The organism is Moraxella sp. CTOTU46934 (assembly GCF_031979465.1).
In the GTDB taxonomy this organism is placed as follows: domain Bacteria; phylum Pseudomonadota; class Gammaproteobacteria; order Pseudomonadales; family Moraxellaceae; genus Faucicola; species Faucicola tetraodonis.
Window position 1 is genome coordinate 107,952 of sequence record NZ_DALZEG010000002.1, and the last position, 12,649, is coordinate 120,600.

Sequence of the window (12,649 nt, forward strand, 5' to 3'; positions counted from 1 at the left end):
AATTTATACAAACAATGCGAGAGACGCGTTATGGATCTTGATAAATTACTGCAGCTAATGATACAAAAAAACGGCTCCGACCTTTTTATCACCGCCGATGCGCCCATATCAATGAAAGTCAATGGTACTATCGCGCCAGTCACCAAGTCAGCGCTGACCCCAGAGCAATCAATGACGCTGGTCAAAAGCGTGATGACGCCTGCTCAAAGCAAAGAGTTTGACGACACCCTAGAATGCCAGTTTGCCATTGTTGACAAAAACCAAACCGCACGCTTTCGTGTTTCTGCCTTTGTCCAAAAAGACTGTGCGGGCATGGTGCTACGTAAAATTGAAACCAAAATCCCAACGGTAGAGCAACTCAATCTACCACCGATTTTGAATGAAATTGCCATGAAAAAACGCGGCATCGTGCTACTAGTCGGCGCGACAGGTACAGGTAAATCCACCACACTGGCAGCTATGATGGGGTATCGCAACGAAAATTCGCGCGGTCATATCATTACTATCGAAGACCCGATTGAATACCTGCATGAACATAAAGGCTGTATCATCACCCAACGCGAAGTTGGCATTGATACCAAGTCATTTGAAGCAGGATTAAAAAACGCCCTACGTCAAGCACCTGATGTGATTTTGATTGGCGAGATTCGTACCCGCGAAACCATGGATTATGCCATTCAATATGCTGAAACAGGACACTTGGTGTTTGCCACCCTACACGCCACCAATGCCAACCAAGCGCTTGAGCGTATTATTCACTTCTTTGAAGCAAAACATCACGAGCAGATTTTGATGGATTTATCATTGAACCTTCGAGCCATTGTGGCGCAGCAACTGATTGCTACCCCTGATGGCAAAGGTCGCCGCCCTGCGATTGAAATTTTGCTCAATTCGCAACTGATTGGTGATTACATCCGTAAAGGGGAAATCCACGAAATTAAGCCTGTCATGAAACGTTCCCGTGAACTAGGGATGCAAACCTTTGACCAAGCGTTGTTTGATTTGTATGAAAATGGCGACATCACTTACCGCGATGCCATCCAACACGCTGATTCACCCAACGATTTACGCCTACTTATTAAGCTAGAGAGTAAATCGGCCAATAAAACCGAGGAAAGCGAGCTGGAGCTCTCACTGCAATCTGATGATAATAGCGCAGCCAATGACAACGCAATATCCTAATAATACGTAATCGTCTGCTAGTAACAATAATTTTGTAACACAAACAAGGCTCAACATGCGCCTTGTTTATCTAAGCTACACTTTTTCCCAAAATCACCACATCAGCAATAAATCCGTTCATATCACAAACTTGCTTAAACTTGCCCCATGGCTCAAATCCTAGCTTACCAAACATCGCAAGGCTTGGTGTATTATGCGCAAAAATGAGCGCAACAACTTGCTGTACCCCACAACTTGGCGCAACTTCGATTAAATAATTGACCAACGCCTTGCCCACACCTTGCCCTTTGGCTTCCTGTGCCACATAGATACTGATTTCAGTACTGATATGATAGGCAGGACGCGCATATAAATCAGATAAACTGCCCCAACCGATGATTTCACCTAAGCTATTTTCGGAGCTAGTTTGGGCAACCACCAACGGACGGTTGCCCGTATGAGCGTCAAACCACGCTTGCCTATCTGCCACGCTCACAGGCTGTAAATCTGCCGTGGCTTGCTTACCTGCGATACTTTGGTTATAAATTTCAACGATGCGCGGTAAATCATCAATCGCAGCTAGGCGAATACAAAGGTTGTGATGCGCTGCAGACATAGCGACTCCAAAATTGAACTAAAAAATGCGGCTAAAATTTGCCGAAAAATCTTATTAGCGCGTATGTTAGCAACATTTTTACTTTATAATAAGCGATTTCATAAAATTGATAGTTTGCGATGCCTATGAACGTGATTGATTTATCTGACTGGCTAAAAAATCCAACCCTATTACCTGATTCGGTACTGACGATTGGTAATTTTGATGGGGTACATTTGGGTCACCAAGCGATGCTGGATAAAGCCAAGTCTTTGGCAAAATCTCAGCAACTTGCCAGTATGGTGATGATATTTGAACCACAGCCGCGTGAGTTTTTTAGCCCGCAAACCGCCCCTGCAAGACTCACCAATTTGGCAGAAAAAACCCAATTGATTGCTGAACACAATATCGATAGCTTGATTGTGGCAAATTTTGATAATGACTTTCGGAATTTATCGGCACACGATTTTGCAAAAATGTTGGTCGAATTAAACGTGAAGCATCTGGTATTGGGCGATGATTTTCGCTTTGGGCATGACCGCACTGGCGATAGTGAGTTTTTGCGTGCGTTTGGCTTGCCTGTGCAAATTTTACATACTGTGACCGACCATGCGCATCAAGATGAGCGCGTCAGCTCAACCCGCATTCGAGACTGTTTGCAGCAAGGGGACTTGGCAACCGCAAAGCATCTGCTAGGGCGAGATTATGCGATTACTGGCATGGTGGAACATGGCGATAAAATCGGTCGCACACTTGATTTTCCCACCGCCAATATTGCGCTAAACCGCATCAAGCCTGCCCTACATGGGATTTTTGCCGTATCGGTGACCGCTACCGATGGCACAGATTTATCAACACTGGGGAGAAACAGTCAAACTGGCGTGCAAGGACTTACTAAAGGCAGTTTATTTGGCGCTTGCAATGTGGGTACTCGTCCTGCGCTAAAAAATAAGTATGGGGTAGAATGGCGACTGGAAGTCAATTTTCCGAAGTTTGATGGAGATTTGTACGGCAAAGAACTGACGGTGACGTTTTTGCATTTTTTACATGGGGAAAAAAATTATGCTGGGCTTGACGCATTAAAACAAGGCATTGCCCAAGACGTGGTGGATTTACTTAACTGGCGCGAGCAGCAAGCTTTTGCGAAATCAATCCCTTAATGACTTTGGCGTGTCAGCCTCCACCCTGCTACTCCTAAGCAACATACTAGACTTACCCAAGCTAGCCAAATTCTTTGAGTCGGTAGGGTTAAAAATAACCTGCCTATACTTCCTTATACGCTGCGCTGCCATTTGGCATTGACTGTAAATGCTTTAACCCTTGTAAGCTAGTGGAAAATTGTATCCTTCCCCAACTATCTTTAGCGTTTTCAACTATTTTCAGCATTTTATAGGTATTTTGGTGAGTGAGATTTTTTTGTGACAAACTTACCAAAATTAAGAGTGAGATAAGCCAAACCACGCTTTGTCAATCTGCCAATTTTAACATATAATACCCTGTTATCAATTTTTTACCTTTTGCACTTTTTATAGAATACCGAGAGTTACATGACCGACAACACTGACAATCAGTCAATCGACTATAAAGACACCCTAAACCTTGCCGATACCGTATTTCCCATGCGTGGCGACCTTGCCAAACGCGAACCTAAATGGCTAGAACAATGGTTTGCCGACGATGTGTATGCCCAAATTCGTCGCGCTCGCCAAGGTCGTGAAAAGTATGTATTGCATGATGGCCCTCCCTATGCCAACGGTCAAATTCACTTGGGTCACGTGGTGAATAAAGTGCTTAAAGACATGATTGTCAAATACAAGACGCTTGACGGTTATGACGCGCCGTATGTACCGGGTTGGGATTGTCATGGATTGCCGATTGAGCAAAAGGTAGAAGGCATTATCGGTAAAGTGGGTCAACCCCATAAAGATAAAAGCAAAAACGGTGCCATCGTGACGTCAACCGAATTTCGCGGCGCTTGCCGTGACTATGCCAAAAGCCAAATTGACCTGCAAATGGTTGACTTTAAACGCTTGGGCGTACTGGGTGACTGGGAAAATCCTTATCTGACCATGAACTTCAAGCAAGAAGCTGATACGGTCCGTGCATTGGCAGAAATCTACAAAAACGGGCATATCACTCGTGGTATGAAGCCGGTGAATTGGTGTTTGGATTGTGGTTCGGCGCTCGCAGAAGCAGAAGTGGAATATGAAGATAAAAAATCCGATGCGATTTATGTCGGTTTTGATATCGTCAACCGTGAGGCATTAGCGGCGACTAAAGCGATTGATGGCGCTTTGCAGGCGGTGATTTGGACCACCACGCCTTGGACGTTGCCTGCCAATCAGGCGATTACCGCAAGCTCTGAGCTAGAATACTCCGTGGTAAAAGTGACGTTTAACAAACAAGCCTTTGCTATTCCTACTACGCTTGACACGCCTAATTATTTACTTCGCCGTTTAACCAAAGACGATAAAACCGCTTTACAGGCAAGTGCATCTGACCCTTTGATTTGGGAAGCGTTACCGGAAAAACGCCACGAACCTGCGGTATTTGAGCCGTATTTCAAAAAAGCCCTTGAGCAAAAAGCCTTTGCGATTGTCGATAAAAAAACCAATAACATTATTGGCACAACCCGTTTTTACGATGATAATATTGAAGAAAATTCGATTGCCATTGGCTATACCTTTTTGACCCGTGAATATTGGGGTTCAGGGGCCAATGCTGAAATTAAATCGGTTATGCTAAGTCATGCCCTACCGCAGCGAGAAACGATTTGGTTTCATGTTGCCCCCGATAATCAGCGTTCTGCCAAAGCGTTAGAAAAAATTGGCGCAACTTATCAAAAAACCGCTGACAACGGTTCGGGCGAGCGCTTGTTTTATCAAATGGCAGGCGAAAAACCACAGCCGAGAATCAGCCATTTGATTGTCGCTTACAATTTAGTTCCGCATTTAATGAGTGTGTTTAACGCCAAAGAATACAGTGTGTTGGGGACCGTGAAAGGCGATGCATTAACCGTACTTAAAGCACAGCATCCACTGATTGCCGAGCGCCAAGTGCCAATCATCACAGGCGATCACGTGACGGCAGATAGCGGTACGGGTTTGGTACACACTGCGCCCGCGCACGGTGTCGATGACTATATGGTCGGGCAAAAATTTCACCTGCCCGCCGAAAACCCTGTCGCAGGTAACGGCGTGTATTTGCCTGAAGCCAAAGTTTTTGTCGGCGAACATATTTATAAAGCGCAACCAAAAATTATCGAAACGCTCAAAACCAGTGGCCATTTGCTCAAGCATGACGTGATTACTCACAGCTATCCGCATTGCTGGCGACACAAAACGCCGATTATTTTCCGTTCAACGCCCCAATGGTTTATCAACATGGAAAGCCAAGGTTTGCGTGAGCAAGGTCTGCGTGAGCAAGCATTGACCGATATTCCAAAGGTGGTATGGACGCCAAGTTGGGGACAAAATCGTATCGAATCGATGATGCATGGTCGCCCAGATTGGTGTATCAGCCGCCAACGTACTTGGGGCGTGCCGATTGCCTTTTTTATCCATAAAGACACGGGCGATTTGCACCCAAATACGGCTGAGCTGATGGAAAAAGTCGCGCAAGTGATTGAGCAAGGTGGTGTGGAAGCATGGTTTGATGCCGCGGCTGAAGACTTTATCGGGGATGATGCTAAAGAGTATCAAAAATCGACTGATACGCTAGATGTGTGGTTTGACTCAGGGTCAACCAATTTTGCCGTGCTCGCCAATCGTCCCGACTTAGCCAATCCTGCGGATTTATACCTTGAAGGCTCTGACCAACATCGGGGTTGGTTTCAGTCGTCGCTTTTGGTGAGTGAAGCGATTTATGGTCGTCCACCGTACAAGCAAGTGTTGACACACGGATTTACCGTAGATGCCAAAGGCTATAAATTATCAAAATCCAAAGGCAATACCAAAGGGTTTGAGCCGCAAGAACTTGCCAATAAATATGGTATTGATATCGTGCGTCTATGGGTCGGCTCAAGTGACTATCGTTACGAGATGGCGGTATCGACTGAAGGCTTTGCGCGCACTACCGATATGTATCGCCGTATTCGTAACACCATTCGTTTTTTACTGGCAAATACAGACGACTTTGACCCAGCGACCGACATGGTGGATGCTAGCAATATGGTCAGCCTTGACAAGTACATTTTAAAACGCGCTGAAGCGGTACAAGCTGACATTCGCCAATTTTATACCAATATGGATTTTCACCAAGTGTGTCAAGCGGTGGTGGGGTTTTGTTCACAAGATTTGGGCGGTTTTTATTTAGACATTATCAAAGACCGTCAATACACCACCAAAGCCAATGGTGAAGCGCGCCGCTCAGCACAAACCGCGATTTATCATATTGCCCATGCGTTACTGCGCTGGATTGCACCGATTTTGTCGTTTACCGCACAAGAAGCCTGGGAAATCTTAAAAGGGACGCATACAAGCCATGGCAATGGTTACATCTTTACCGAAGAGTGGTATGAATTCCCAGAAGTGGTCTTAGATGACGTGAGCGAATCGGATTGGCAAGCGATTTTGAATGTCAAAGAAACTGTTAACAAAGCTTATGAAATTGCGCGCACTGATAAAGTGATTAACGCCAATTTATCGGCCAATGTCACCGTGTATGCACCAGATACTACCATGGCTTCACTCAATCGATTAGGCGATGAACTCAAATTTGTGTTGATTTCAAGCCAAGCAAGCGTAAAACCATTCGCCGAAAAACCAAGCGATGTGACCTATACCGATGAAGCCACTGATTTAAATAACCAAGTTGCGGTAGTGGTCAAGCCTGCCTCGGGTGAAAAATGTATCCGCTGTTGGCATATTCGCGAGGATATCGGCATCAATCCTGCCCATCCAGAAATCTGTGGTCGCTGCGCCCAGAATGTCGAAGGTCAAGGCGAGGTACGCCATTATGCCTAATACACATGTAACGACTGCTGCCACTCATTCATCCACTACCCTACCCATCAACGGCAACAAAGCCATGATGTGGTATGGTATTGCGGTTTTGGTAATGATTATCGACCAACTTACCAAGTTGTACTTTGAGCACAACTACCAGCTGTACCAAACCACGCCGATTATTGAGCCGATTTTTAACTTTACCCTTGCCCACAACTATGGTGCGGCGTTTAGTTTTTTGGCAGATAAAGGCGGCTGGCAAAAATGGCTGTTTAGCGGACTGGCATTGGCTGTTTCCTTGGGTCTCATGGCGTATCTACGCAAAATACCCCAACAAGCCAAATTATTGGCTTTGGGTTTATCATTGGTGCTGGCGGGCGCTTTGGGCAATTTGATTGATCGGGTACGTTTGGGCTATGTGATTGACTTCTTGCATGTCCACTATGGCGATGCGTGGCATTTCCCGATTTTTAATATAGCTGATGTGGCGATTAATATTGGCGTTGCGTTGATTTTAATCGATGCGTTTTTATTAGAATCCAAACGTAACACCCTTTAATTTTTAGATGGATGAACAACCGCATGAATCATGACATTATTACGCCAAACGAACAAACCCGCATCACTCAAGACTCAACCGTTGATTTGCATTTTGAGGTCAGCTTAGAAAATGGCACCGTCATCGACTCAACCTTTGAGCGTGGCGAACCTGTTCGCTTGGTGGTGGGTGATGGTAGTCTGCTTGAAGGGTTTGAGAAGGTACTTATCAACTTGACAGCCGGTGACACGCGCACCGCATCGCTATCGCCTGACGAAGCCTTTGGTGAGTGGAACCCTGATAACGTACAGACTTTTAGTCATGCGCAGTTTGCCGTGACGGGCAATTTGCCTGAAGTCGGCACCATGATGGAATTTGAAGACAAAGGCAAAACCACCCTCGTGGGTGTGGTGAGTGACGTCACTGAAAATGCTATCAAAGTGGATTTTAATCATCCATTGGCAGGTCAAAACATACTGTTTAAAGTGCAGATTTTTAGAGTGACGCCAAAAGATAGTAAAGGTATCACACTAAGTTGATATTTAGCTGGCATTAAACTGACCTTAAGCTGAATGGAAGCTTTCAATAAAAATCACTGACAATAAAAAACCGCTGATTAACTCTCAGCGGTGTTATTTTTTACAGTCTATCAATTAACCGTTTGGGTATCATCGTCTGCCGCATCACCTTCTTTAGCGTCTGATTGTTCTGCCAGTCTTGCACGCTGCTCAAAACGTTCCCCCGTCGCTTTAATGCCCCACACCAATTCCACAAACGCGCGGTTATTGATGAGCGGCTCATCTTCGATAATCAAGAAATAGCCCGTTTTGTTGATCCATAAAAACACAATACTGGTATTGGGCATCAACATATCAATACTGGTAAAAAATGACACCCCATAGCCATGTACCGCCCAACCGCGCTGCTGTTGGCGTTCTAAAAAGCCATAAAAATCGGCAGCGGCTACCGACAGCGTCTCTGCTTGTTGCTGGGTAAAGCCCATTTTTGCCAGACAGAAGCCTTCATCTGATGCAATTACGACACGGCGACTACCTGATAGACTCGCTGCTACATATTTTAAGAAATTATCCAGCTGCACGTGCGGAGCGACCACCCGCTTGTCAATGGTTTCAATCCAACCTTCTTCGATAAACATATCTAGCCAAGTGTCACTATAACGCTCACCCCATGCCCGCGCCGTCATACTTTGTTCAGGTGCGAGCACCGCTTGTAAGGCTAGTTGCTGCTCTGAGGGATTGGCGCTTGAAAAACTATGCAATACCCCGGCAGGCGTTAAAATCACATAGGTGTCGTTTTGTTCTGGCATGGTGTTTTCCTTAAATTTTGATAGACGGCAAAGGTCATGTTGTCAATCACTGTGATAGGCTTGGTAAATTCAAAAGCTAATTCATTCGGCTATAATTAAGCGGCTTGCTTGGCAAAATATTCTTTGGTTTCAAGCCATTTGTCATTAAAATCCCATTTGTTTTTTGACATTTCCCACCAAACCATACTAAATGCCAATCGGTCATGACAAACAAGGCAATGGTTAAAGAATTCTTCTTCGATTTCGGCAATTTGCTCAGCTTGGTCTTCTGGATCGTCTTCTTCTTCCATGATATCTAATAGCGAAGCGATCGTCATTTGTGCCACTACTTTTGAGTCATCAGTGGACACACGTAGTTGGTGTTGATAAGTGTTCATTGAAGGCGATACCAATACGCTCCAGCGCGTGGCAAGATGGCTTACTCTAAACACATACTCACCATGATTGATGCATTGATCAAACCCTTGTAGCAGTGTTGGCGTTAGTTTTTCTCTGACTTGGTTGAGGATACGGTCACCAAAATAGGGCACGTCAAACCAACAACCATAAAACATATCGGCTAACGCACCTTGTAAGGGCTCTTTTTCATCAAGCTCCATCGCTGCCATGATGCGGCTGGTGTGGATATCCATATTCATCGGTTGGTCAATCACTTGGCGACTATAGAGACGAAAATTAAGCCAATGTTTTTGAAATTTTCTACGATTACGATTCGACAATGAATACATGCTGATTCCTCAAAAAATTAGCCTAATTATATAAAAAGTTATGTGACAAGGGTGAGGTATTAATGACTAGCGCTGTGAAAAACTGCCGCATTTATCCCCTACTATACTATTAAACCCGATTGCAATCAAAACGCTTCAGCATAAAAAAAGCGCAACTTCATCTAAACATGAATTGCGCTATTGGGCAAGATGACAAGCTTGACCGATTAATCCAATAAGGTATCCATCAAATCAATCATAAACTCGCCGTCTTCTTGGGTCATCGGCTCAAAACCGTCGCTCATCCCCAGTTCTTGTAAGACTTGTTCGCCCTCTGCGGTGTCTTTTAAACTTAATAAAGCATCGATAAATGGCTCACTGTCGGCAAAACTCTCTTTAACCAGCAACACATGGCTGATATCGCTCAAATCACTTTCAACCAATACCTGCATTTGCGATAAAGTCAAGCGTGACAAGCTATGATAAACTTCAGATAAAAAGAATGCCGCATCGGCTTCGCCTTTAATCAAATTACGCGCAGCGGCTTGGTAAGTCTCGGTAACTTTCCAAGTAATGTCCGTTTCTAACAAATCCACAGCTTCTAGCAGACGAAGCCCAATCAATTTGACATCACGGTTATCTGCCATGGCAATGGTGCAGCCTGCTTTTAAATCATCAAGTGCTACAATGCCGCTATCGGCTTTTGCAGCAATCACCATTTCATCAGATTTGCCCAGTGGACGCGCCACCGCACGATAACCCTGCTCCCGAATCATTGTCGCTGCATCGAAGGGATTGGCATAGATAATATCCACGTTTTGCGCTTGGATTAAGTCGTTTTGTTCATGCGCAGACGCGGGTGTCAGTAAGTGAATGTGAATGCCAGATTTTTTTTGTAGCAGTGTATTGAGCATATGCCAGCCTGCAAAACGCTCAGGCGCGAAGTCAGGCGCAATGAGTAAATTAATTGTCATTAGGCTTGCTCCTCTAGCATTTTGCGATACAGTGCTTCAGCTTGCGCGATTTTGCTGCGTGATGGTTTGCGTCGTACCGAGGTATAGCCAACCGTTTCGCCATGGCGGATATTGGGCACAGCTGTCGCATACACCCAGTAGTAGCTGCCATCTTTGCACAAGTTTTTGACATAGCCATGCCATTTTTTGCCTGTTTCGACTGTTTGCCACAAGTCTTTAAAGGCGGCTTTTGGCATTTGTGGATGTCGCAAAATATGATGCGGCGCGCCAATTAATTCATCACGGCTATAGCCACTGATATCCACGAAGGCGTCATTGGCGTGGGTGATAATGCCATCTAAATCCACGCGTGAAACGATAAGTTTGCCATCTGGGTAAGGTAGCTCGTTTTCGGTGGTATAAACGACACGACTTAAGCCATCTGAGTAAGTCAGACGATGCGCTGTGGCATCGCCCGCCGGTTTGTCCATATCGGGTAATTGTACAGATTTCATTACCTCTCCTTATAAATTTTTGATTGAGTCACGGTTGCTAATATTAGTGATTGGCTGAAAAGGGGAAACTTTTTAATGTTTATAAGTTTTAGATAAGTTTTGATAAGGCTTCAGCCGCACGCTTCATATCCAAGAACACCAGACCCAATTTGGCATTTGGTTTGGTCAAAATGGTCAATACCGCTTCTGTACCCGATGCCGACATAATCACATAGCCTTTTTCGCCTTGCACCATGACGCGCTCGATACTGCCACGCGCTAGTTCTCGACCTGCACGGTCACCGAGCGATAGTAGCGCGGCTGACATCGCACCGACACGGTCTTCATCAATGCCCGCTGGCAATGCTGACGCAATCATCAAACCATCGGTTGAAATCAGCGCAGAGGCTTCTACGTCTGCTGAAGAGCTGTTTAGGTCATTTAAGATTTGTTGGAACATATCGGTACGCATATCAAGAACCTTTTTAGTAAACAAATTTAGAGGGGTAGTGAAAAAATTTACGGGGCAAAATAACCACAAGCTTGCGCTCATCCAATCGGTATTAAACTCATTCATCATTGTGGTGGGCAAAGTGTAAAAATAACGGTGCAACAATAATCGTATAAAATAGTCGTGCAAAAAAATAGATAAGAAACGTTGTCAAGTGATGGTTTGATTAAGCATGGCTCATGGGTAATTGATGCAGGTTAACGGTTTAACCGCTGTAGCGAGTATTTAATCGCAAGTGATTGTCATATAACGTTTTGTTACGTACATAATAACAGATTTGGTGAAATTTTTACCTTTTATTACAATGCTATTTGACTGAAAAAATTTAGTGAGCGTCTGTGATATTCACATGATAAAAAAAAGCCAAGGTGATGGCAGCTTGGCTTTTCTACTTAATTATAGTCGTAACGATTAAGGCTGTTTAGGGTGAAGCACTTGCCCATGCAAGCGCGCCAGTCCATCCACCATGCGCTGCTGCAAGATGGCGGTAATTTCGTTTCGGGTTTTACCCGCAGGGTCAATGGCTGGTAACGGCAACACATACGCTTTGGCAGGGCGGTTATCGAGTACACGTTTGACGCTATCTATCAACCCAATATCGCCATAATACGGAATGTTTTGGTCAAGTTCGCCATCTTGGTTGACATAGCAAATCACAATCGGTTGAATGAGCACTTGGCTGTCCATCGCAGACTGCAATAAGTTGCCATAAATACGTTTAATCGCTGTACCGTCTGTGGTGGTCGCTTCTGGGAAGAAAACCACGGGTGAGCCTTGTGATAAAAACTCACTCATCTGCTCACTGATTTTGCTGGTATCGCCCGAACCGCGCTGGATAAATAAAGTGTGGGCGGTGGTCGCCATCCAACCAATCACCGGCCAATGCGCGATTTCGGCTTTGGACAAAAAGAAGGTCGGTACAATACTACCCACCACAGGGATATCGAGCCAAGAGATATGGTTGCTCGCCCATAGCGCGTGATGTGTCGGTATTGGCTCAAGTGCAATCACCTCAATGCCTAACGATTTAAGCGATTTTTTACAGAATTTTTGAATCTGTTGGATGATTTGCTGATTATCGGGATTCGGTGTGCGGCTAATCTGCCACGCATAGCCAACCCCTGTTTGAATCGCTGCCATTAAATTCACAACGCGTTTGCTGCGTTGCCACTGGGTCGCCAAATTCTTTTTACTATAGGTAGCAGGTTGTCGCAGTTGTTTTGCTGTTTCGCTAAGTAGTCTGCTGATCGTCAACGCCGATGGCGCGGTTTTACGGTTAGATTTTTGCATAAGGTAAATATGTGAGTGAAAAATTGTGGATGTAGTATAGCAAATTATTGGGCATATGGCTTACTGCGTCTTTTTGAGTTTTAGCAATAACCCAATAGCAATCACTAAGTAACAATACCTAAGTATC

Annotated in this window: 12 protein-coding genes; 5 read left to right on the top strand and 7 right to left on the bottom strand. The window is 44.9% G+C overall.

Features of this window, described 5'->3' with window-relative positions:
• The first annotated feature begins 30 nt into the window (after positions 1 to 30).
• Positions 31 to 1,182 (top strand): PilT/PilU family type 4a pilus ATPase, encoded by a 1,152-nt coding sequence (locus RTN07_RS03045; protein WP_312175624.1) that lies wholly within the window; start codon positions 31 to 33, stop codon positions 1,180 to 1,182.
• A 70-nt stretch (positions 1,183 to 1,252) separates the two neighbouring features.
• Here RTN07_RS03045 and RTN07_RS03050 read toward each other — a convergent pair whose 3' ends face one another.
• Positions 1,253 to 1,777, bottom strand: a complete 525-nt coding sequence (locus RTN07_RS03050) for a GNAT family N-acetyltransferase (protein ID WP_138018604.1) — start codon at positions 1,775 to 1,777, stop codon at positions 1,253 to 1,255.
• 125 nt (positions 1,778 to 1,902) lie between these two features.
• Here RTN07_RS03050 and ribF point away from each other — a divergent pair, with 125 nt between their 5' ends.
• The 4 genes from ribF (at position 1,903) to fkpB (ending at position 7,779) form a co-directional block, all read left to right on the top strand.
• Positions 1,903 to 2,916: a riboflavin biosynthesis protein RibF gene (gene ribF / locus RTN07_RS03055; RefSeq protein WP_312175626.1), complete on the top strand. Its 1,014-nt coding sequence runs from the start codon at positions 1,903 to 1,905 to the stop codon at positions 2,914 to 2,916.
• Between the two features lie 459 nt (positions 2,917 to 3,375).
• A complete protein-coding gene (ileS, locus tag RTN07_RS03060; protein ID WP_312175824.1) occupies positions 3,376 to 6,720 on the top strand; it encodes an isoleucine--tRNA ligase, N-acetyltransferase domain-containing in 3,345 nt (1,114 codons plus the stop codon).
• Complete coding sequence (gene lspA / locus RTN07_RS03065; protein WP_312175629.1) at positions 6,713 to 7,261, top strand: signal peptidase II; 549 nt, start codon at positions 6,713 to 6,715, stop codon at positions 7,259 to 7,261. Before ileS ends, lspA begins: the two co-directional genes overlap by 8 nt.
• Positions 7,262 to 7,284: 23 nt before the next feature.
• Complete coding sequence (gene fkpB, locus RTN07_RS03070) at positions 7,285 to 7,779, top strand: FKBP-type peptidyl-prolyl cis-trans isomerase (protein ID WP_312175632.1); 495 nt, start codon at positions 7,285 to 7,287, stop codon at positions 7,777 to 7,779.
• A 110-nt stretch (positions 7,780 to 7,889) separates the two neighbouring features.
• Here fkpB and RTN07_RS03075 read toward each other — a convergent pair whose 3' ends face one another.
• The 6 genes from RTN07_RS03075 to RTN07_RS03100 all read right to left on the bottom strand — a co-directional run bounded on the left by RTN07_RS03075 (position 7,890) and on the right by RTN07_RS03100 (position 12,522).
• The gene (locus tag RTN07_RS03075) at positions 7,890 to 8,567 is read right to left on the bottom strand and encodes a hypothetical protein (RefSeq protein ID WP_312175635.1); all 678 of its coding nucleotides are present in this window, start codon (positions 8,565 to 8,567) and stop codon (positions 7,890 to 7,892) included.
• Between the two features lie 95 nt (positions 8,568 to 8,662).
• Positions 8,663 to 9,295 (bottom strand): hypothetical protein, encoded by a 633-nt coding sequence (locus RTN07_RS03080; protein ID WP_312175637.1) that lies wholly within the window; start codon positions 9,293 to 9,295, stop codon positions 8,663 to 8,665.
• 206 nt (positions 9,296 to 9,501) lie between these two features.
• On the bottom strand, positions 9,502 to 10,248 hold the full coding sequence (locus tag RTN07_RS03085; RefSeq protein WP_312175638.1) for a phosphate/phosphite/phosphonate ABC transporter substrate-binding protein: 747 nt from the start codon (positions 10,246 to 10,248) through the stop codon (positions 9,502 to 9,504).
• Positions 10,248 to 10,742 (bottom strand): PAS domain-containing protein, encoded by a 495-nt coding sequence (locus RTN07_RS03090; RefSeq protein ID WP_050324728.1) that lies wholly within the window; start codon positions 10,740 to 10,742, stop codon positions 10,248 to 10,250. Before RTN07_RS03090 ends, RTN07_RS03085 begins: the two co-directional genes overlap by 1 nt.
• 88 nt (positions 10,743 to 10,830) lie before the next feature.
• Positions 10,831 to 11,193 (bottom strand): roadblock/LC7 domain-containing protein, encoded by a 363-nt coding sequence (locus RTN07_RS03095; protein ID WP_007117205.1) that lies wholly within the window; start codon positions 11,191 to 11,193, stop codon positions 10,831 to 10,833.
• Between the two features lie 450 nt (positions 11,194 to 11,643).
• Entirely contained in the window at positions 11,644 to 12,522 is an 879-nt protein-coding gene (locus RTN07_RS03100) for a lysophospholipid acyltransferase family protein (protein WP_312115538.1), read from the bottom strand.
• Positions 12,523 to 12,649 lie beyond the last annotated feature (127 nt).

What these genes read in the sequence shown, in the direction of transcription:
- RTN07_RS03075 (WP_312175635.1), bottom strand. Translation starts at nt 8,567, where the DNA reads ATGCCAGAACAAAACGACACCTATGTGATTTTAACGCCTGCCGGGGTA.
- ribF (WP_312175626.1), top strand. Translation starts at nt 1,903, where the DNA reads ATGAACGTGATTGATTTATCTGACTGGCTAAAAAATCCAACCCTATTA.
- RTN07_RS03045 (WP_312175624.1), top strand. Translation starts at nt 31, where the DNA reads ATGGATCTTGATAAATTACTGCAGCTAATGATACAAAAAAACGGCTCC.
- fkpB (WP_312175632.1), top strand. Translation starts at nt 7,285, where the DNA reads ATGAATCATGACATTATTACGCCAAACGAACAAACCCGCATCACTCAA.
- RTN07_RS03050 (WP_138018604.1), bottom strand. Translation starts at nt 1,777, where the DNA reads ATGTCTGCAGCGCATCACAACCTTTGTATTCGCCTAGCTGCGATTGAT.
- lspA (WP_312175629.1), top strand. Translation starts at nt 6,713, where the DNA reads ATGCCTAATACACATGTAACGACTGCTGCCACTCATTCATCCACTACC.
- RTN07_RS03085 (WP_312175638.1), bottom strand. Translation starts at nt 10,248, where the DNA reads ATGACAATTAATTTACTCATTGCGCCTGACTTCGCGCCTGAGCGTTTT.
- RTN07_RS03095 (WP_007117205.1), bottom strand. Translation starts at nt 11,193, where the DNA reads ATGCGTACCGATATGTTCCAACAAATCTTAAATGACCTAAACAGCTCT.
- ileS (WP_312175824.1), top strand. Translation starts at nt 3,376, where the DNA reads ATGCGTGGCGACCTTGCCAAACGCGAACCTAAATGGCTAGAACAATGG.
- RTN07_RS03090 (WP_050324728.1), bottom strand. Translation starts at nt 10,742, where the DNA reads ATGAAATCTGTACAATTACCCGATATGGACAAACCGGCGGGCGATGCC.
- RTN07_RS03080 (WP_312175637.1), bottom strand. Translation starts at nt 9,295, where the DNA reads ATGTATTCATTGTCGAATCGTAATCGTAGAAAATTTCAAAAACATTGG.
- RTN07_RS03100 (WP_312115538.1), bottom strand. Translation starts at nt 12,522, where the DNA reads ATGCAAAAATCTAACCGTAAAACCGCGCCATCGGCGTTGACGATCAGC.